Annotated in this window: 19 protein-coding genes; 3 read left to right on the top strand and 16 right to left on the bottom strand. The window is 59.4% G+C overall.

Annotation, left to right across the window (positions count from 1 at the left end; all coding sequences use genetic code 11):
• Positions 1-26: 26 nt before the first annotated feature.
• A complete protein-coding gene (locus tag J2Y39_RS06355) occupies positions 27-863 on the top strand; it encodes an MliC family protein (protein ID WP_310216039.1) in 837 nt (278 codons plus the stop codon).
• A 273-nt stretch (positions 864-1136) separates the two neighbouring features.
• Here the strand turns inward: J2Y39_RS06355 and J2Y39_RS06350 are convergent, their stop codons facing one another.
• The gene (locus J2Y39_RS06350) at positions 1137-2138 is read right to left on the bottom strand and encodes a zinc-dependent alcohol dehydrogenase family protein (protein ID WP_310216036.1); all 1002 of its coding nucleotides are present in this window, start codon (positions 2136-2138) and stop codon (positions 1137-1139) included.
• Between the two features lie 108 nt (positions 2139-2246).
• On the opposite strand from J2Y39_RS06350, the gene J2Y39_RS06345 reads away from it, so the two are divergent.
• Positions 2247-3128 carry a LysR family transcriptional regulator gene (locus J2Y39_RS06345; RefSeq protein ID WP_310216033.1) on the top strand — a complete coding sequence of 294 codons (882 nt, stop codon included), beginning with the start codon at positions 2247-2249 and terminating at the stop codon, positions 3126-3128.
• Positions 3129-3282: 154 nt separating this feature from the next.
• Here the strand turns inward: J2Y39_RS06345 and J2Y39_RS06340 are convergent, their stop codons facing one another.
• The 5 genes from J2Y39_RS06340 to J2Y39_RS06320 form a co-directional block, all read right to left on the bottom strand.
• On the bottom strand, positions 3283-4713 hold the full coding sequence (locus J2Y39_RS06340; protein WP_310216031.1) for an amidohydrolase family protein: 1431 nt from the start codon (positions 4711-4713) through the stop codon (positions 3283-3285).
• Positions 4714-4753: 40 nt separating this feature from the next.
• A complete protein-coding gene (locus J2Y39_RS06335; RefSeq protein ID WP_056786061.1) occupies positions 4754-5557 on the bottom strand; it encodes an ABC transporter permease in 804 nt (267 codons plus the stop codon).
• A gap of 19 nt (positions 5558-5576) precedes the next feature.
• Positions 5577-6419, bottom strand: a complete 843-nt coding sequence (locus J2Y39_RS06330) for an ABC transporter ATP-binding protein (protein WP_310216028.1) — start codon at positions 6417-6419, stop codon at positions 5577-5579.
• A 60-nt stretch (positions 6420-6479) separates the two neighbouring features.
• On the bottom strand, positions 6480-7505 hold the full coding sequence (locus J2Y39_RS06325; RefSeq protein ID WP_133337697.1) for an aromatic ring-hydroxylating dioxygenase subunit alpha: 1026 nt from the start codon (positions 7503-7505) through the stop codon (positions 6480-6482).
• Positions 7506-7580: 75 nt separating this feature from the next.
• Complete coding sequence (locus J2Y39_RS06320; protein WP_310216026.1) at positions 7581-8603, bottom strand: ABC transporter substrate-binding protein; 1023 nt, start codon at positions 8601-8603, stop codon at positions 7581-7583.
• Positions 8604-9270: 667 nt separating this feature from the next.
• Between J2Y39_RS06320 and J2Y39_RS06315 the strand changes: the two genes are divergently transcribed.
• Positions 9271-10092: an outer membrane protein OmpK gene (locus tag J2Y39_RS06315; protein ID WP_310216023.1), complete on the top strand. Its 822-nt coding sequence runs from the start codon at positions 9271-9273 to the stop codon at positions 10090-10092.
• An 82-nt stretch (positions 10093-10174) separates the two neighbouring features.
• Here J2Y39_RS06315 and J2Y39_RS06310 read toward each other — a convergent pair whose 3' ends face one another.
• The 10 genes from J2Y39_RS06310 to J2Y39_RS06265 form a co-directional block, all read right to left on the bottom strand.
• Complete coding sequence (locus tag J2Y39_RS06310) at positions 10175-10804, bottom strand: isochorismatase family cysteine hydrolase (protein ID WP_310216021.1); 630 nt, start codon at positions 10802-10804, stop codon at positions 10175-10177.
• An 84-nt stretch (positions 10805-10888) separates the two neighbouring features.
• Positions 10889-11917, bottom strand: coding sequence for a D-cysteine desulfhydrase family protein (locus tag J2Y39_RS06305; RefSeq protein ID WP_310216019.1), 1029 nt, complete (start codon positions 11915-11917; stop codon positions 10889-10891).
• 97 nt (positions 11918-12014) lie between these two features.
• Positions 12015-12671, bottom strand: a complete 657-nt coding sequence (locus tag J2Y39_RS06300) for a DsbA family oxidoreductase (protein ID WP_310216017.1) — start codon at positions 12669-12671, stop codon at positions 12015-12017.
• Positions 12668-12883, bottom strand: a complete 216-nt coding sequence (locus tag J2Y39_RS06295; protein ID WP_016774741.1) for a 4-oxalocrotonate tautomerase family protein — start codon at positions 12881-12883, stop codon at positions 12668-12670. Before J2Y39_RS06295 ends, J2Y39_RS06300 begins: the two co-directional genes overlap by 4 nt.
• 212 nt (positions 12884-13095) lie before the next feature.
• Entirely contained in the window at positions 13096-13563 is a 468-nt protein-coding gene (locus J2Y39_RS06290; protein ID WP_041480354.1) for a hypothetical protein, read from the bottom strand.
• 252 nt (positions 13564-13815) lie between these two features.
• Positions 13816-14607, bottom strand: coding sequence for a putative DNA-binding domain-containing protein (locus J2Y39_RS06285; RefSeq protein WP_310216014.1), 792 nt, complete (start codon positions 14605-14607; stop codon positions 13816-13818).
• Positions 14600-15484, bottom strand: a complete 885-nt coding sequence (locus tag J2Y39_RS06280) for a DUF692 domain-containing protein (RefSeq protein WP_150742175.1) — start codon at positions 15482-15484, stop codon at positions 14600-14602. The genes J2Y39_RS06285 and J2Y39_RS06280 overlap by 8 nt, the downstream gene beginning before the upstream one ends.
• A 111-nt stretch (positions 15485-15595) precedes the next feature.
• Positions 15596-16015, bottom strand: coding sequence for an organic hydroperoxide resistance protein (locus tag J2Y39_RS06275; protein WP_310216012.1), 420 nt, complete (start codon positions 16013-16015; stop codon positions 15596-15598).
• Positions 16016-16076: 61 nt separating this feature from the next.
• Positions 16077-16592, bottom strand: coding sequence for a DoxX family protein (locus J2Y39_RS06270; RefSeq protein WP_310216009.1), 516 nt, complete (start codon positions 16590-16592; stop codon positions 16077-16079).
• Between the two features lie 372 nt (positions 16593-16964).
• Positions 16965-18026 (bottom strand): SDR family oxidoreductase, encoded by a 1062-nt coding sequence (locus J2Y39_RS06265; RefSeq protein WP_310216006.1) that lies wholly within the window; start codon positions 18024-18026, stop codon positions 16965-16967.
• Between the last annotated feature and the right edge of the window lie 76 nt (positions 18027-18102).

The following is an 18102-nucleotide window of genomic DNA, read 5'->3' as shown; positions in this document are numbered from 1 at the left end:
ACTGCGTAAATCCAGGCAAACCGCACATGCGCAAATATTTGGTCTTGCTATTGATTGGCGTCACATGCGTTGCCAAGGCGCAATCTCAATGCTCAAACACGTGGTATCAATCGGTCGATAAGGTTCTGCATACGGCTGATATGCAAGGGCACGGACCGGATCTAGGTTCTGATGAATGGAAGTCAGTGATCGAGATAAAGCTGGGGGTTCAAGATGGGTCAGATGTCCCTGAGCGAAGCTCCGAGCAGTGGTGCAATTACATTGATCAGCAAATCAGTGCGATACAGTCGACCGGGGCGCGCACGGGAACATCGTCGGCTATCAATTCGCCACCTGGTCCATCTTACGATTGCTCAAAGGCGGAGCCTGGCGGTATCGAAGCATTGATATTTAAAGACAAGGAATTATCTGCCCTCGATCGCAAACTCTCGGCAGTGTATGCCAGTGCGAGTATTAAGGCCGGCAACGAGCATCCTCCAATGCTCAAAGCAGAGCAGCGGGGGTGGATCAAGGGGCGGGACGATTGCTGGAAGAGTGATGACGTCGGTGCATGCCTGCGCATGGAATACCAGAACCGCATCGCTGAGTTGCAAGCACGGTACCGACTGATCTCTGGCACTGGGCCTGTCTTTTACGAATGCGACGGCAACCCTGCAAACGAGGTAACTGTCAGGTTCTTCGAAACTGATCCGCCAACATTAATAGCCGAGCGTGGCGACAGCGTATCGCTGATGTACCAGCAACTCAGTGGCATGGGCATCAAGTACGTCGGGCGTAATGAATCGCTTTGGGAACATAAGGCCGAAGCCATCATCACTTGGGGATATGGTGCGCCCGAAGAGCAATGCAAAAGAAAACCTTGAGCAGCGGTTTGTTCAGGCCAGGTAAATACAAATGGGTGAGAGGCCAGCTCTCATAGAAAGAGCCGCCTACAGGAGTCGAGTTGCCATCCATATGGTGTGCGGCCCATGCCAGTAGGTGTGCCATACGTTCGGCAGCAACTGGCGACAGCGTTTTGGGCTGGAGAAGACCATGGGGGCGGCAGCTCTTGGCCGAAAGCGGTTGCCCTTGTGTGGCAACTAACGGCCAAAGGCGGACGCTTTTGGCCGTTAGCGCTATGAAGAGATTACAAGGAACTATGCAGCCACAAACTCGATCACCGTCTTGCCCTTGCCGCGGCCTTCGGCGACTTGGCGAAATGCCTCGTTGACGTCTTGCGGCGCAAAGTGCTGTTGATCCACGCGGATTGTCAGTTGACCCGCATTGGCCAGCGCAGCGGCCTCGCGCAGGATAGCGCCGTGGTGTTCGCGTCCTTTGCCGGTGAGCAGCGGAGCCAGAGTGAAAACCCCCGAGTAGGTGGCACTTTTGAACGATAACGGTGCCAGGCTGTGCTGGCCCCAGCCCAGGCAGCTCAGCACGTGCCCGGTATAGGCTTTCACGGCTTTGAATGATGCATCCAGCGTGCTGCCGCCGACGGTGTCGTAGACAATGTCGAACCCCTCGCCGGCGGTGTAGTGCTCGACATAATTCTCAACGCTCTGTGCCTGATAGTCGATCGCCGTGGCCCCCAGCGAGCGTATGAAGTCGAGACTGCCCGCCGAACCGGTGGCGTAGACATCGGCACCACGAGCCTTGGCCAGTTGCACAGCCACTTGGCCGACCCCACCCGCGCCGCCATGAATCAGGACACGCTGACCGGAGCGGATATTGGCGCGATCGACCAGACCTTCCCACGCGGTGATGAATACCAAAGGCAATGCAGCCGCCTCACGCATGCTGAGGGTCTGTGGCTTGACCGCGATCAGGCGGGCATCCACGGCAATGTACTCGGCCATGGTGCCTTGGGCACCGCCGATCCCGCCGGGCATGCCGAAGACTTCCTGGCCCGGGGTGAACCCGTCGACCGCTTCGCCCACTTCGACCACCGTACCGGCAAGATCAAGGCCGAGCACGGCCGGCAGCGTTTGGCGGGCGTGGGCCCCTGCGCCGGCGGCAATTTTGGTATCGAGCGGATTGACCCCTGCGGCGTGAACCTTGACCAATACTTGCCCCTTACCGGCAACAGGGCGATCGATGTGACGGATGGCCAGCGGGGATTGAGCGGATTCGGCGATGGCGGCAAGCATGGAATGTTTCATGACGGGAACCTGTGTTGGGATGGACGCTTACAGATTGCCGCGCTTTAATCATTCCGATAAGAAACCCAATTTGCATATGACTTATTCCCCAAAGAGAACCAATCGTCGATGGATCTGTTCGACAGCATGCATGTCTTTGTTCGCGTCGTGGAGCGCGGGTCTTTCTCGGCGGTCGCCCGTGAACTGAACATGGGGCAGCCGGCGGTGAGTAAACAAGTGCGCGCGCTGGAGCAGTACCTGGGTGGGCCATTGTTCGCACGCAGCACTCGGCACTTGGCCCTGACCGACCAAGGTCAACGCTTCTACGACCACTGCCAGGAAATCCTCGGCCACGTCGAAACTGCTACACGGAGCTTTACCAGTGGCCAAGAGCAGATTGCCGGCCCTTTACGAGTCGCCGCGCCGGTCAGTTATGGAAGGTTATGCATTGCGCCGCTCATAGGGACTTTCCTGCAACGCCATCCTGATGTGCGGATTGACCTGCGGCTGAGTGACCACAATGAAGACCTGCTCAAGGAAAACATCGATCTGGCGATCCGCATTGGCGTAGTGAAGAGCGAGGGATTGGTGGCACTGCCACTGGGCAATAGCCCACGGCGTGTCTATGCGGCGCCCGGTTATCTGGATCTACACGGCGTGCCACGTGAGCCCAGCGAACTGTCAGGACACAACTGCATCGGCTTCACGTTGCTGGAGCATTACGACCGTTGGCACTTTACGCACCTCGGCCAGGCGTTCGATGTAGGTATCCAGGGCAACGTCACCAGCAACAGCAGCGAGGCCATCCGCGAAATGGTGCTCTCCGGCCTGGGTATTTCCCTCTCACCGCAATGGCTGTTCACAGCTGACGTCGAGCAGGGCAGGGTGAGTACCGTACTCGACAACTATCAAACCAGCGCGCTGCCTGTCCGCGCCGTACTCAACCGCGAGCGGCGACGTTCAGCGCGGACGATGGCGTTCATCGATTTTCTACGCGAGCAATTGTTGTAGAAGCGCCTTGTGATACGCCGTCCGCTGCTTTCTTCTCCGGGACCATAAAACTATCTGAGGACAGTCCCAAGTCGACCTCTGCCGTATTTTTCCATTTACCAGACATTTGGTGCGGGCGAGTATTGGCACGGCAGCACGTGCCGGGGAGACCAGCTCATGAGCGTACGCCTGCGGCCTGCTGCAACCGCCGCACCGCGTCCCGGGCCTGGGCGCCGAGTTCGGCCAGGTCGAAGTCAGGCAACTGGTCGTCGTGTACGGTCAACCGCCCAGCGACCAGCAAGGCGCGCAACGTCGGGCGTCCTCCGCCCACCACCGGCCCGATCGCCGGGTCATGCAGGCCGAAGTATCGCGGCTGGTCCAGGCGGTAGATCGCCAGGTCGGCCGCCATGCCCACTTGCACGCTGCCCACGGCGTCCAGCCCCAGCACCCGAGCCCCGCCAGACGTACCCCAGCGCACCACGTCTTCCACCGTGGCCGCGCTGGCACCGCCTTCCTCGTCACCGCCGGCATAACGCGGGCGGGCCCGTTCGCCAAGTCTGGCCCGTTGCATCAGCCAGGCGGCGTGGGTTTCGCTGATCATGTCGCAGGCCTCGTTGGAGGCGGCGCCATCCACGCCAATCGACACCGGCATTCCCGCAGCCTCCATGGCCACCACATCGGCAATGCCACTGCCCAGGCGGCCATTGCTTTGCGGGCAATGCGCAATGCCCGTACCGCTGGTCCCGAGCATGCGGATTTCCTCGGCGTCGAGTTTCACCAGATGGGCGAACCACACGTCCGGCCCGAGCCACTCGTGCTCGGCACAGAACGCCACTGGCGACATGCCGTGGCGTTGCTGCACCTCATTTTGATATTCGACGGTTTCGCTCAGATGGCTGTGCAGGCGAATGCCCAGTCGCCGGGCGACCCGGGCGGTTTCGCGCAGGTGTTCACCAGGCATGGAGTAGGGCGGGCTGGTGGGCGCCATCACCACCCGCCGCCAGGCATCGGCGGCCGGGTCGTGGTAGCGCCGCACGAGACGCTCGACGTCGTCCAGATATTGCTCCAGGGTCTCCGGCCCGGCCACGGACTTGCCTTCGGCTTGCCGTGCTTGCGTGGCTCCGCCACGGCAGAGAACAAACCGCAGCCCCAGCCGTTCGGCTTCCTCGAACAGCACCTCGGCACTGTCAAAGTCCATGCCCGGCAAGTACAGGTAATGATGGTCTGCGACGGTGGCGCAGCCGGATCGTGCCAATTCGACCAGGCCAATGCGAGCGGCGAGGCGAAAGCTTTGCTCGTCAAACGCGCCGCGATAGCGATAGGGCACGGCACCCAGCCAGTCTCCCAGACTCTGGTCGATACCTGCGGGAATGCCTTTGAGCAGCGACTGAAACAGGTGATGGTGGGTATTGACCCACGCCGGGTAGACCACGCAATCGGTGGCATCCAGCACTCGCTCGCCGGGCTGGGGTTGCAGGGCGCCGATGGCGCTGATGCGGCCGTCGACGATACGGATATCAGGCCCGGCGTGGCGCGCCGCCGCACCGGACAAGCCGGTGAGGATGGCGCTGGCGTTACGTACCAGCCAGCTATTTTCAAGCTTCATGTGAGGCTCCATGCGCCACGCCTGCGGCGGATTAAAAGGTTCAGCCGAGTTCGCTTTCATGCCAGTTGCGCAGGCTCAACCGGGCCAGCACGGCCATCAGGCTGAATAACGCGACACCGGTCAAGGCGATCAGCAGCAGGGCAGCGAACAGCCTTGGAATATTCAGTTGAAAGCCGGCCTGGAGGATCTGATACGCCAGCCCTGCACCGGTGCCCCCGGTGCCGGCGACGAACTCCGCCACCACCGCGCCGATCAACGCCAGCCCGCTGGCAATGCGCAGCCCGGCAAAAAAACACGGCAGGGCGCTGGGAATGCGCAGGCGCAACAGCACCTGCCAGCGGCTGGCGCGGTTCAGGCGGAACAGATTGAGCAGGCCGGGGTTGACGCTGCGCAAGCCGAGTACGGTGTTGGCGATGATCGGGAAAATCGCCACCAAAGTCGCGCAAATAATCAACGCCAGCGTGGTATTGCTGCACCAGATGATGATCAGCGGCGCGACGGCCACCACCGGCGTCACCTGCAACAGGATGGCGTAGGGAAACAGGCTGGCTTCCAGCACGCGGCTCTGCACAAACACAAAGGCCGCCAGGGTGCCGATAAGCACCGCCAGCGCAAAGGAGAAAAAAGTGATCTTCAAGGTCATCCACAATGCACCGAACAGCATCGGGCCATCGCTGATCAGGGTGCGGCCGATATCGACCGGGGAGGGCACCAGATACACCGGCACCTTCCAGGCCACACATGCCAATTGCCACAGACCCAGCAATACCGCGCCGAGCAGCAGCGGCGAGACGATGCGCAACACCGTGGGGTGACGTAACCAGGGAGTAAAGGACGGGTTCATGAGCGGGCTCTCAATAAAGTCAGCAAGGATCGCCATTGGCCTCGGCCAGCAGCCGGGACAGGCGTGCGCACTGCGCGATAAAGGCCGGGGAGGTGCGGTAGGCCTCGTCTCGTTCCAAGGGGCCGTCGATTTCGATGTCGGCGATTACTCGGCCCGGGCGCGCACCCATCACCACCACCCGCGATGACAGGTAGACGGCCTCGAAAATGCTGTGAGTGACGAACACCACGGTCAGGTCGCGGCTAGCCCACAGCTGACGCAGGTCGCTGTCGAGCTTGTTGCGGGTGAACTCATCCAGGGCGCCGAAGGGCTCGTCCATCAACAGCAGATTGGGCTCGGTGGCCAAGGCCCGGGCGATGGACGCGCGCATTTGCATGCCGCCGGACAGTTCCCGCGGGTACACCTGGCTGAAGCGGTCCAAGCCGACAAGAGCAAGGGCTGCGTCGACCTTTGGTTGGCTCTGGGCTTTGGGCACATTGGCCAGATCCAGCGGCAGGCGCACGTTGTCGCTGACCTTCGCCCAAGGCATCAGGGTCGCCTCCTGGAACACCATCGCCAGGCTTTGCCCTTGGGTCGGGCTGGCCGGGCTGTCTTTGCCCCACCAGCGCACGTGGCCGGCGGAAGGCTCTTCGAGGCCGGCGAACATTTTCAGCAGGGTGCTCTTGCCGCAGCCCGAAGGGCCGAGCAATGAAACGAACTCGCCGCGCTGAATGGCCAGCTTCACCCGGCTCAAGGCCTGGGTACCGTTGCTGTAGGTTTTTTCCACCTGATTGGCGAACAGCGGTGTTTGCACGCCGACGCTGTCGCCCCGTGGCAACGCCTGTGGCAGGGCGTTGGCCCCAGTTATGGTTTGCATCAACATAGCGCTCTCCCCTTGGGTCATGAGCGTCCGGTAAAGCCCCGGCACACCGGGGCGCTGACTTCAATGGCTGAGGAACACTTCACTTTCACCGTGAGCTTCGAGCAGGCCCAGCAATTGCCGGCGAATCACCAGGCCAGGCTTGTCCGACGGCATGTGCAGTTCCACTCGCCGGCGAGTATCGACACAGGCGTCGTAATCGGTGGCTTCGAGGATGTCGCGGTCTTCGGCGGTGATCGCTGCGTCCCAGTCGATCAGTTCCTGGGTCGAGCATTGCTCTTCACTGTCATTGCGATACAACCACTGGACCAGCATCAGGCGCCCGTCTTCCATGGGCGTCGCGCAGTTGTAGATGATGTGGTGGATGCCGCTGTCCGGGTACATGCAGCCAAAGCGCCGGGAGAAGGGCAGGTAGTAGCGGTTGATCAGGTGGCGCTGGGTGATCGGCTCGCGGGTGCCGGTGATGCGATAGCTCTCCTCAGGATTGCGGATCGGCACACGGGTCTCCGCCTCGAAGCCATAGTCGGTTTCGCGAAACTCGTAGCCGGCCGGCGCGGGCTGGTCGAAAAGGCCGAAATTGGCTTTGTGGACGAAGGAAAAATGCGAGTTGTCAAAGGAGTTTTCCATGACCCGCAGCGGGCTGGTTTTCCACTCTTCATAAAACTGGAAGATGCGCCGGTAGCCCGGGGCGCCATCTTCGGGAAACTCAGGGATTGGTTGCAGAGGATCGTCGAGGGCAACCCAGGCGTAGCCGTATTTTTCCTGGCAGTGAAAGGCCTGGACCGAGGCGCCCGGCGGAATCATGCCAGCGGGGTTTTGCGGGATCTTCACGCAGGTACCGGTGCAATCATATTCCCAGCCGTGATAGCCGCAGGCGATGTTACCGTCCTCGCTCACAAAACCTTTCGAGAGCCTGGCGGTGCGGTGGCAGCAACGGTCGCGCATGGCCACCGGGGTGCCGTCGGGGCGCTTCCACAGCACCAGCGCCTCACCGAGTAAAGTGAAGGGCTGCGGGCCGGCATCCAGCGCGGTCATGGGCAGCAGGGCATACCAGAAACGGCGCAATACAGGTTGTTTGGTGACCAACATAACAAGTGTCCTCACGGTATTCGTTCAGCCGGCTCTTGGGCTCGGGCTCTGGGTTCAACAGTCTTGCAATCAGGCTCAGCGGCTGGCGGACTGTTCGGCGCCAGGCAGTACCTTCAAGTCCTCGACGAAGCGCGTGGTGTAGGCCTTCTGCCAAGGCGCATCGGCACCGAGCAGGCCGGCTTCGACCATGAAATTGCGCGTGGCCTGCCAGCGCGCATCGCTCATCACGCCGATGCCTTGGGTGGCGGCATCACCGCCGGTGACCAGGCGATATTGCTTGAGCGTCGACAAGCCCCAGGCGAGCAATTCATCGCTCATGTTCGGGTTGTCGGCCTTGATCAGGTGGTTGGCGCTCGGGTTGTCGAGGTAGCGCTTCCAGCCCTCCATGGACGCGCGAACGAAGCGCTGGACTCGATCCGGATGTTGATCGATCACATCCTGGCGAGTGGCCAGGGTCGAGCCGTAGGGCGGGTAACCGGCGTCGGCAAACAGGAAGAAGTTGGCTTTCTCCCCAATCTTCAACGCCTGGAACAACTCGGAGCTGGCATAGGCCTGCTGCGTGGTGTTGGCGTCCGCGAGGAAGGGTTGCAGGTTGAAGGTGTAGGGACGGGCCTGGCTGTCCTTGAGCTGATATTTGCCCTTGAGCCACGGCCACCAGGTTTGCTGGCCGGAGGTGGAAACCAGCACCTGCTTGTTCTGCAACGCATCCAGGCCGCTCACATCGGCATGGGTCAGCAGACCCTGAGGGTCACCTTGAAAGGGCGCGGCCACGGCCACCACCGGCATGCCTTGCTCCACACTTTTGAGAATCTGCAAGTCGTAGTTGACGATGAAATCGGCCTGCTTGTTGAGCAGCAGCTGCATGCCATTGACCTGCGGGCCACCCATGCGGATGGTCACGTCCAGGCCTTCTTTTTCATACAGTCCATCCGCCAGGGCCTGGTAGAAACCACCCTGTTCGGCTTGGGCATACCAGGAAGTGAGCAGCACCACCTTGTCATTGGCCGAAGCCAGTGGAGACGCGATCAGGGCGGCGGGCACAAGCGCCGTGGCCAGTAGCGAGCGAAGCGGTTGACCCAAGGCAAAGCGAATTTTCATGATGTGTTCTCCACAACGATTCGAAAACCGCCGCGCGCCAATCGGCACGCCAGCGCGGGACCGATTGGAGAGAACAAGGGGAGGAGAGAGGGCGCGTATGCGTAGTTACACGGCTGACACTTCTCTCTTGCCCGGGGCGCTGGCGCCGCGTTCAAGCATCCAATCGGACGTACGCCCACAGGGAAGGGCGCAAGAGCAATGCCCGGTGCCATTGCTGGCACTGACCGCTTCTACTCGAAAGTGGTAATAGCCAAAAGTGTGCCAAGCCGTCGCAGGCCCGCCCTCACGGGATCCGGCGGGCGAGGCAATCAGCAGGAGGTGGGTAGGCGAATCGCAACGGTGCGAATTCAAGTGGGCGCGCCTCAATCTGGTGCACAACCGATGGCTGCAAAGTATTCAGTTTTACGCATCGATTGTGCTGAATGAGGGTTGAAGATTGTATTCGCTCAGTTGGCACAACCTCTGCTTAGTCCGGAATCGAGTAGAAGCGGTCAGCACAGTGGGCTCTCAACAGGACCCGAGGTGCAGGGCATTGCTCTGGCGGCATTACGCCGCGTACCCGGCAAGGGTCGCCCCTCGTTAATTTGAGGGCCAGAGCAGCTGCTTGATCCGCAGCTCGGCCATGCCTTGCCGGTGATATCCGCCAATCACCTGAAAAGGGCAGCCCATGAAAGCATCGCGTATTCCATTACTTGCACCTTCGCTGCTGCGTCGCAGCCTGCCTCCGCTGTTTGCGCTGGCCAGCGCCGGCGCCGAGGCTGGCCCTCTGTTGTGGAACGACAACAGCTTGAGCTACCTCTACGGCCAGCATTTCAAAGTCGACGGCACAGGCGACGATACTCAGCAAACGCTGAGCTTCGAACACGCCAGCGGCTGGACGTGGGGCGATATCTTCATGTTCGTCGACAACAAATGGTCCAGCGGACTCTCGGGTGCCGACGGCCATTCCTACTACGGTGAATTCTCCCCACGGCTGTCGCTGGGCAAAATCAGTGACCGCTCCCTGAGCTATGGCATCGTCAAGGACGTCCTCATCGCCGCCACCTACGAGCGCGGTGAAAACCGCAATCGCAAATACCTGCTGGGTCCTGCTGTCGACCTCATGCTTCCAGGCTTCGATCGCTTTTCCCTGAATACCTACTACCGCAAACCCGACGGCATCACCGGTAAGGCCTCAGGTCAATGGCAGATCAACCCGACCTGGTCCATGACCCTCCCGGTGGGTCGCTCCGACATTCTTTTCGACGGCTATCTGGAGTGGTACGTCAACGACGTCGGCAGCAAAGGCACCTCCAACTATGTGGCCAGGAGCTTTCACTTCAACCCACAAGTCAAATACGACGTGGGCAAGGCGCTGGGGCAACAGCAAAAACGTTTTTATGCGGGACTTGAGTGGGATTACTGGTCGAATAAATACGGGATTGAAGACACGAGCGGATTCCCTACCGACCAGAACGCGTTGAGTCTCTTGCTCAAGGTGCATTTTTGACGGGGGCCGATCGCCCATTGCAGAAAGCGGCCTTGACGCACCACCTCGGCAAACTGGCGAAATCGGTGAGGTCCATCTGCCGTTACTCCTGCGCTGCCAGCGCCTCAATCAGTGCTTGGGTGGTCACGATTGAATGAGCGAAGGTCGGCCCGTTCAACTCATGGGCGGCGTGCATCATTTCCGCACGGAAAGCGGCGGTCGCATCCCGCACCAGCGTGACGTGGTAGCCCAGTTCCGAGGCGTAGCGGGCGGTCGCTTCGATGCAGGTGTTGGCGAGCAGGCCGACGATGATGACGTGGGTGATGCCTTTCTGCTTCAGGCGAAAATCAAGGTCGGTATTGGCAAAGCCGCTGGAGCCCCAATGTTCCTGCACGACAATGTCGCCGTCCTTCGGCGCGAAATCGGGATGCCATTCGCCGCCCCATTCACCGCGTGCGAAGTGGTGCATGTGCATGATTTTGCACTGGGTCGGTGTTGGATGGTCCCAGCCTTCATAGTCGCCATGTTCCCAGCGGTGGTGCGGCACGATGACCACCGGAATGTTCTGCGCCCGTACGGCGCGATCGAGGGCTCGCAGGTTGTCGAGCAGCCCGACCTGCTCGGCAATCGGCTTGATCAAGGGGAAGACCTTGCCGTTTTCCGAGAGAAAATCGTTGTACGGATCGACCAGCAGATAAGCGGTGCGGTTCAGCGGATAAGGGGCGTTCGACATGACAATGTACTCCACGCAAGTTGAGTGACCGATGCCGTGGGCTCGCCCGGGCATCAGTTTTTTATGACGACGAAAAAGCTCAAGTCAGTTGAAGGCGCTGCGGTAGGCAAAAAGGCCAGGCAAGCCGCCGGTCATCACAAACAGCAGATTGCTTCCTGGCGGGTAGTCGCCCCGGCGCACGGCAGCGAGCAACCCGGCGAAGGCCTTGCCACCGTAGACCGGATCCGTCAGCAAGCCCTCAACGGAGGCCAGCAGTCGAACCGCTTCGAGCATCGATTCGGTGGGTGCGCCGTAGGCGTCGCCACGTTGACTGCCATCCACAGTGATTGCGCTTTGCAGAAGGGTTGCGGACGGGTCCAGGAGCTGCAAGGTTTCCCGAGTTTTTCCCAGGGTCGCGGCCGTGGCCTGCTCCTCAGTTGCCAACACCGAGTAGCCGATCACTTCGGTTGATGATCGAGCCAGTGCCAGACCCGCCTGCAGTCCTGAATGGGTCCCTGCGCTGCCGTTGGGGATGATGATCCGCTCGAATTGCACACCGAGCGCGTCTGCCTGGCGGAGGATCTCTCCCGCACAAGCGGCGTAGCCCAGACTGCCCCTGGGGCTGGAGCCGCCCAATGGTATGAGGAAGGGTTTTTTGCCTTGGCTTTTGAGCGCGCTGAGCAGTTCGCCAGCGTAGCTATCGGGCGTCAAACCGCGCGGCAGTCGATGAACCTTTGCGCCAAACAGGCCATCGAGCAATACGTTGCCGTTATGACAAAAATCATCATCGCTGCGCACCGCAGACGGAGTCAGAATAAGCTCGCAGGCCAAGCCGTGGCGGGCCGCGACGGCGGCGGTCAGCCTGGCGTGATTGGATTGAAAGCCGCCCCAGGTAACCAGTGTGTCCGCGCCTTCGGCCAATGCTTCGCCAAGCAAAAATTCGAGTTTGCGCAGTTTGTTGCCACCGCCGCCGAGGCCCATCAGGTCATCGCGTTTGACGTAGAGATCGCAGCCATGCAGCTCGGCGGCCCGGCTCAGACGGGACAGTTTCTGAATCGGTGTCGGGCCTTCCAGCAGCGCCACTCGGGGGTAAGCAGCCAGCGCAGTTTCCAGTTGATTCAAGTCGTGAGGCATGACGGTTCACTTGACGTTGATGGAAGGAAGTGGGGCGGTCACTTCAACAAGCCCCGGCGAAATGCTTGATAACTGAGATTGCAGTTAAGTCGCTTTGTCAGGCAGTGGCGGACTCTCGTGCGACTTGCCTGAGGATTTGTTCGTATTCCTTGACGGATAGCGATCCGGACACCAACTGACGGCCGTTCAGCACCATGGCCGGGACCGAGTTAATCCCGCGCTCAAGGTAAAAGCTCTCAAGTTCACGGACCTCGAGAGCGAACGCCTCGCTAGTCAAAATCTCGCGGGCGCGGGTGGTTGAAAGTCCCGCTTCACCGGCCAGGCGCACCAGTGTTTCGTGGTCGCTGGGGTTCTCGCCATTGGTGAAATAAGCCTCGATCAGGATTTTCTTCAGCGCGACCTGGCGGCCTTCCTGCACGGCCCAGAGCAGAAGGCGATGGGCATCGAAGGTGTTGTAGAAATGGCTGCGCTTTTCCAGGTCGAACTGAAAACCGATGGCATTGCCACGCGCGACGATCATTTCATTGCGCGTGGCGACTTCTTCGGCGCTGCGCCCGTATTTGCGCATCATGTGCTTGATGGCGTGCTCGCCCTCGGCCGGCATGTCCGGGTTCAATTCGAACGGCTTGAAGGTCAGTTCTACGGCAACCTCGCCGGCAACATTGGCGATGGCTTGTTCCAGCGCTGTGGCGCCGAGTGCGCACCAGGGGCACACGACATCCGACACAAAGTCGATACTGACGGGGAAAGTCATTTCTTCGACTCCGTCAGTTGTTGGCGGTACTCAGTGGTGGTAATTCCGGCATAGCCCCAGTTATCGGTGTCGACCTCTTCAATGACGATATGGGTGAGGTGCGGGTCCTTGTTGAGGACTGTTTGCATGGTTTTGGTGATCTCGGCGATGACTTGGGATTTCTGTTCTTTGGTAACGCCGTCGCGAGTGATACGAACGCTGATGAAAGGCATGGGATAAGTCTCCTGTAGGCGCCCCATCGATATGAAGAGGGGAGCAGTGGGATCGACTTTAGAGTGTTGCGTTCAGGGGATAAATCAGGGGCGGAGAACATCACTTATAACGCTGTGTAATCAATCCGCATTTAACATTGAGCGCTTTGCAGAAAGTAGATCGCCCTCCCTGGCTGCAGGCGCGGGGAGGGCGAATGCTACGGCGGGAGGAATCAGTTCTGCGCTTTGCTCATGCGGGTAAATAGCTCGGTGGGTACTTTCTTGCCATTGGAAATGTACTGGTTGGTTCTGAACTTGTAGACCTCACCTTCCGAAAGAAAACCATCGTGGTTGGTGTCCATCGCTTTGAATTCTTCACCGCCCTGAGGTGCCACAGCCAGCAGCTCTTTAAGAGAGACGAGGCCATCATGGTCGGTATCTGTGCGAGCGAAAGAGTCGTCCCCACATTTGCCTTCACCGCACTTGCCTTCGGCAGTAGCGGACTTGTCGCTGGCTTCGCTGGCGCCGCATTTTCCTTCGCCACACTTGCCTTCGCCGGTTTTATCGGCCGATGCCAGTTGGTAGCCTTGGGGCAATGGCTCAACAGCAAAAGCGGCAGACGATGCCAGGCTCATGCCACCGGCTAAAGCAATTGCGGCCAGGCCGAGACTGGTTTTGTTCGACATTGGTTTACGGTACATAGTGCTTCTCCAGATGCTTTGCGCGGCGAGGCCGCGGTTCATGCCACAGGGCGGATAGACCCTCAAGGAAGCTCGAGGCGAAGGGCGCACGCGTCGTCCACTTCGACAGAGCGACCTTATTCGGGCAGGCCTATTTAGCGGGAGTCATGTATCGGCGATGTATCGGCGAGCGGAGCATTTGTAAGCCAATCCCAAGACTTAGCGTTTGGGTACATAGAGATACAAAAACCGACCTCAGCCTTTGCGCGTCAGTCAGGACAACAGCTTTAAAACGGGTGTCGCTGCTACCCCGACGACAGCTTGCGCATGCAGCTGGCGCAGCAGCACCAGTGCGTCAGCGACGAAGCTGGTCACGTCTGATGCCCCAGCCTCCGCAGCCAAAGCGTGCAACTGCGCTCGTCCATCCATGTCAGGGAAGTGCTCGATCCGCTGCAACAAACGGAACGCGAGAGGGCTGACCTGGGAGAATTGCACCTGGCCACTCGGCACACGGCTGATCAGCAGCAACGTCGGTTGTTCTGGCGGTTCAGAAGGCAAGTGGCCTGGGCCGAGACGATGTACGGCCCATGTGTAAGCCAGCGGCCAGACGAGCGGGGAAAGCCTGAGGGGATGATCGAGTAAATGCGCCGCATCACTGGGCTTTAAAGGCGCAGCGTCCAACTGTTGCAGCGCCATCTCCACCCACTCGTAATGAGCCAATTCAGGCAAGAACGGGTACCAAGGGTGTTCGTGACCGGGCGAGTCTTCCAGGCTCGCTACGAAGTCTACAAACTCACGAGCAATTTCTCCGAAGCGTGGTGTTTGCGCGCGGTAGTCACGCAAAAAACGTCGTACCAGCGCACGCCAACCGGCATCACCCAGCACGGCAATCAGCACTGGAAACGTTCCACCCAGCAACCCCAACAGATTGTTCAACACCAGGTTGAGGTAGACCTGCGCTCTTGCAGGATTCATCTGCGCTGGCGGCGCATAACTGTCCGGGTCACGCAGGTACCGGGTCAGCGCGAGCTGCTGACTGTGCAAACTTGAAGGGGAGTCAGCCATCGACGGTCACCCGCACCAAAGCATTGGCGTCGCGTTGCAAGCGCCTGATGGTATTCAGTTCAGCCACCAGTTCGTCGTAGGACGGAAAGTTGAAATCGCGCTCCAGCAGGGTTGGCTTCACGCCGAAAAGGCCATAAGCCTGCCCCAGCAATGACCAGACTACCGGTTTGACCGACGCACCATGGGTGTCGATGATCAGGTCCTCGGCTTCGTCGTAATGCCCAGCCACGTGCATGGCGACTACGCGTTCGGGTTCCAGGCCGGCGAGGAAAACCGCTGGATCAAAGCGGTGGTTGACTGAGTTGACGTACACATTGTTAACGTCGAGCAACAGGTCGCAATCGGCCTCGCGAAGCACTGCATTGGTAAAAGCAAGTTCGTCCATGTCCTGATGAGCAGCGGCGTAGTAGGAGACGTTTTCTACAGCAAGACGACGACCGAGAATGTCCTGTGCACGGCGGATGCGCGCAGCAACGTGATGAACTGCCTCCTCAGTGAATGGCAACGGCAGCAGGTCGTAGAGATGGCCATCGTCACTGCAGTAACTCAGGTGTTCGCTATAGAACGGCACGTTGAAGCGATCGAGAAACCCGCGGACCTGCTCAAGAAAAGACTCGTCCAGCGGCGCACTGCCACCCAGCGAAAGTGACAGACCATGGCATGACAGCGGATAACGTTCAGCTAGCATCTGCAGGGCCGCTCCATGCGCGCCGCCGATGCCGATCCAGTTCTCTGGAGCAACCTCTAGAAAATCGAAATCCCCGACTGGAGCGTCACGAAGCGTGTTGAGCAGCGCACGGCGCAACCCGAGCCCGACGGTCGCCGCAGGGGGAAGCTGTGGATCTAAATGCGTTGATGATGAAGTGTTCGTTTGCATGAGCTAAATACTCCGATTCGACGTCTGAAACCCCCGATCCACAGCACCTCCACGGTCACCGTTGGCAGCCGAGGGTGTGAATCGGGCGATTGAAACCCGCCACGGTTCTGCTCAAACGAGGTTGATCACCACGTTGATGTTGTTCCGCGTCGCTTTGGAGTACGGGCATGTCTGGTGTGCGGTATCGATCAGGTCTTGAGCGACGTTGCGATCCAGCCCGGGAAGGAAGACGTTGAGGCGAGCCTGGAGGAAATAAGCACCATCGGTTGTGCCTAGATCCACTTCGGCGTCGACGGCAAGGTCACCCGGGAGGGTGACTTTCAGCTTGTTCGCCGCAAGCCCCATCGCGCCGATAAAACAGGCCGACCAACCAGCGGCGAACAACTGCTCTGGGTTGGTACCGGCGCCAGAGGTGCCAGGCGACGACAGCTTTATATCCAGTCGGCCATCGTCACTGAGGGCGGTGCCATTGCGTCCACCCGAAGAGGTATGGACTTTGCCGGTGTACAGCACTTTATCAATATGGGTCATGGTGAAACTCCTGATTAACTAGTGGGGGTTGAGAGCGATACCCTTGATGACGCGATAACACTCAGCGTGCATTCAAACGCTTGAGATACCGACCGAAGAATGTATCCAGGCTCAGCTTGCCGGCGCCTGTGAACACGAGTGGCAGAAGGGCTACGAGGTAGATCAAAGGAAGTTTGAAATTGCCGTAGCCTTTGTTGCTGATGGAGTAGCCCATAGCCAGTTCGCTCAACGTCGACCACTCTGCTGGCCAGTGAACTGCGGCAGTTGCCACGACGGTGACCACTATGAGGATCAGTGCCGAGAGGCGTGTTCCCAGGCCTACAAGCAAAGCAATGGAACAGAGCAGTTCTGCCCACATGGATAACTGCCAATTGAACGTAGCCGGCAGCTGATTGAAGGGAAAAGGAAAGGCCCCTTGAATGCTGGGGAACCAGTTCTCACCGTTCCACTTTTCCCATCCCGCTTCAAAAAACTCCCAGGCCAGAAACACGCGCAGGCTCACAGGGGCGATCCAGTCTCCAGCGCGATCGAGGTTAAGTTGCAGCCGATTCAAGACCGATAACGCGTTTGTTTGCATGGGTTTAATCCTCCGACTTGTCGTCAAGAAAGTGGAAGCCGTTCAGGTGCTCCCAGTGACAGGTGTCAGGCACAGGAGCACTGCGCTGGCCGTGGGCGCAGTTCATCGTGCTGGTGTATCTCGCTTGTGTCTGAGGGGGCGGGAAGATCAATGTTGTGTAACGTGTTTGCGTCCGTACACACTTGGATACAGAGCAGTGCCTGTCGAAGGCGCTATTTTGGAGTTGGGATATACGATTGGCTGCGTTCTGCCGGTGACTGGCGGGAGGATTTCACAGGGCGAATGAAAGTCGCAGATGTGGGGGCGAGGGCGTGGCAATGACTGTTGAATGAGGGGGCACGCCAGGTGCCCACCTTATCTGTCTGGAACCGCCTAGGGGATCAAGCGCATCTCGCGCAGTTTGTCGAACACGTCAAAAAATGCCTGATCGCTCGCCTGGTAGGCAGTGAAGCCCATCAGGCGGCTTTTCGACATATCCGTGACCACTTCGATGGGCCGGCCGAGATCCGCATCGGTATGCCATGGGGAGATCAGGCGATCGATATCGGATTCTTTCAAACCCTGCTCCGCGACTATTTGCGTCCATACGGCTTGATCGTCCGCCATCTGCTTCTCTAGAGGAGAGGGTGATGCAGGATAGTCAGCAGCAGGCAGGTCGAAGTATTCGGCAATTCGGCTCCACATCCATTTCCACCGGAATACATCGCCATTGGTGATATTGAATGCCTGATTTGCCGCAGCCGGCGTGGTGGCCGCCCACAGTTGTTGTTTCGCCAATTGCCGCGCATCGGTCATGTCGGTGAGGCTGTCCCACTGCACTTTTGATCCTGGAAATACGAAAGGGCGATTGGTGTGTTTGCAAATCGAGGCATAGACGGCGAGGGTGGTTGCCATGTTCATCGCGTTGCCCACGGCCACCCCAGTGACGGTGTGCGGGCGATGAACGCTCCACGTGAAGCCATCCTTTTCAGCCGCGGCGAAGAGTTCGTCTTCCTGAGCGTAATAGAAATTCTCGACATCCAGACGACCCTGTTCTTCGCGAAACGGCGTCTGTGGCAGGCTGCCCTTACCATAGGCTTCGAAAGGGCCGAGATAGTGTTTCAGGCCGGTAACCAGTGCTACGTGTTTGACGCTTTTGGCTGGGCGAATGGCGGCGAGGACGTTGCGCACCATGGCGGCATTGACGCGAATGTTCTCGGCCTCCGTGGCTTGCCGCGACCATGTGGTAATGAACACATGCGTGGGTTTCACATCCCTCAGCGCCTGTTCCAAAGAGGCTGGATCCTGAAGGTCCGCCGCGACAGGGATCACGCCTTGAAGTTGAGATGGATGCCTCGACAGCGCGGCGACCTGCCACTGGTTGTCGATAAGTAACTGGGTGATGGCGCTGCCGACAATGCCGCTGGCGCCCACGACTAGAGCTGTCTGGGTCATAGGTTTCTCCTGAATTCAGGTTTGGGAGTCCGCCTGAGCAGAAGAGGTTCAACCTGAAAATCCGTTAGAGTGTTCA

This window comes from Pseudomonas sp. 2957, from assembly GCF_031456345.1.
In the GTDB taxonomy this organism is placed as follows: Bacteria; Pseudomonadota; Gammaproteobacteria; order Pseudomonadales; family Pseudomonadaceae; genus Aquipseudomonas; species Aquipseudomonas siliginis.
The sequence above is the reverse complement of the archived record's forward strand: the minus strand, read 5'-3'. Positions and strand labels throughout refer to the sequence as shown.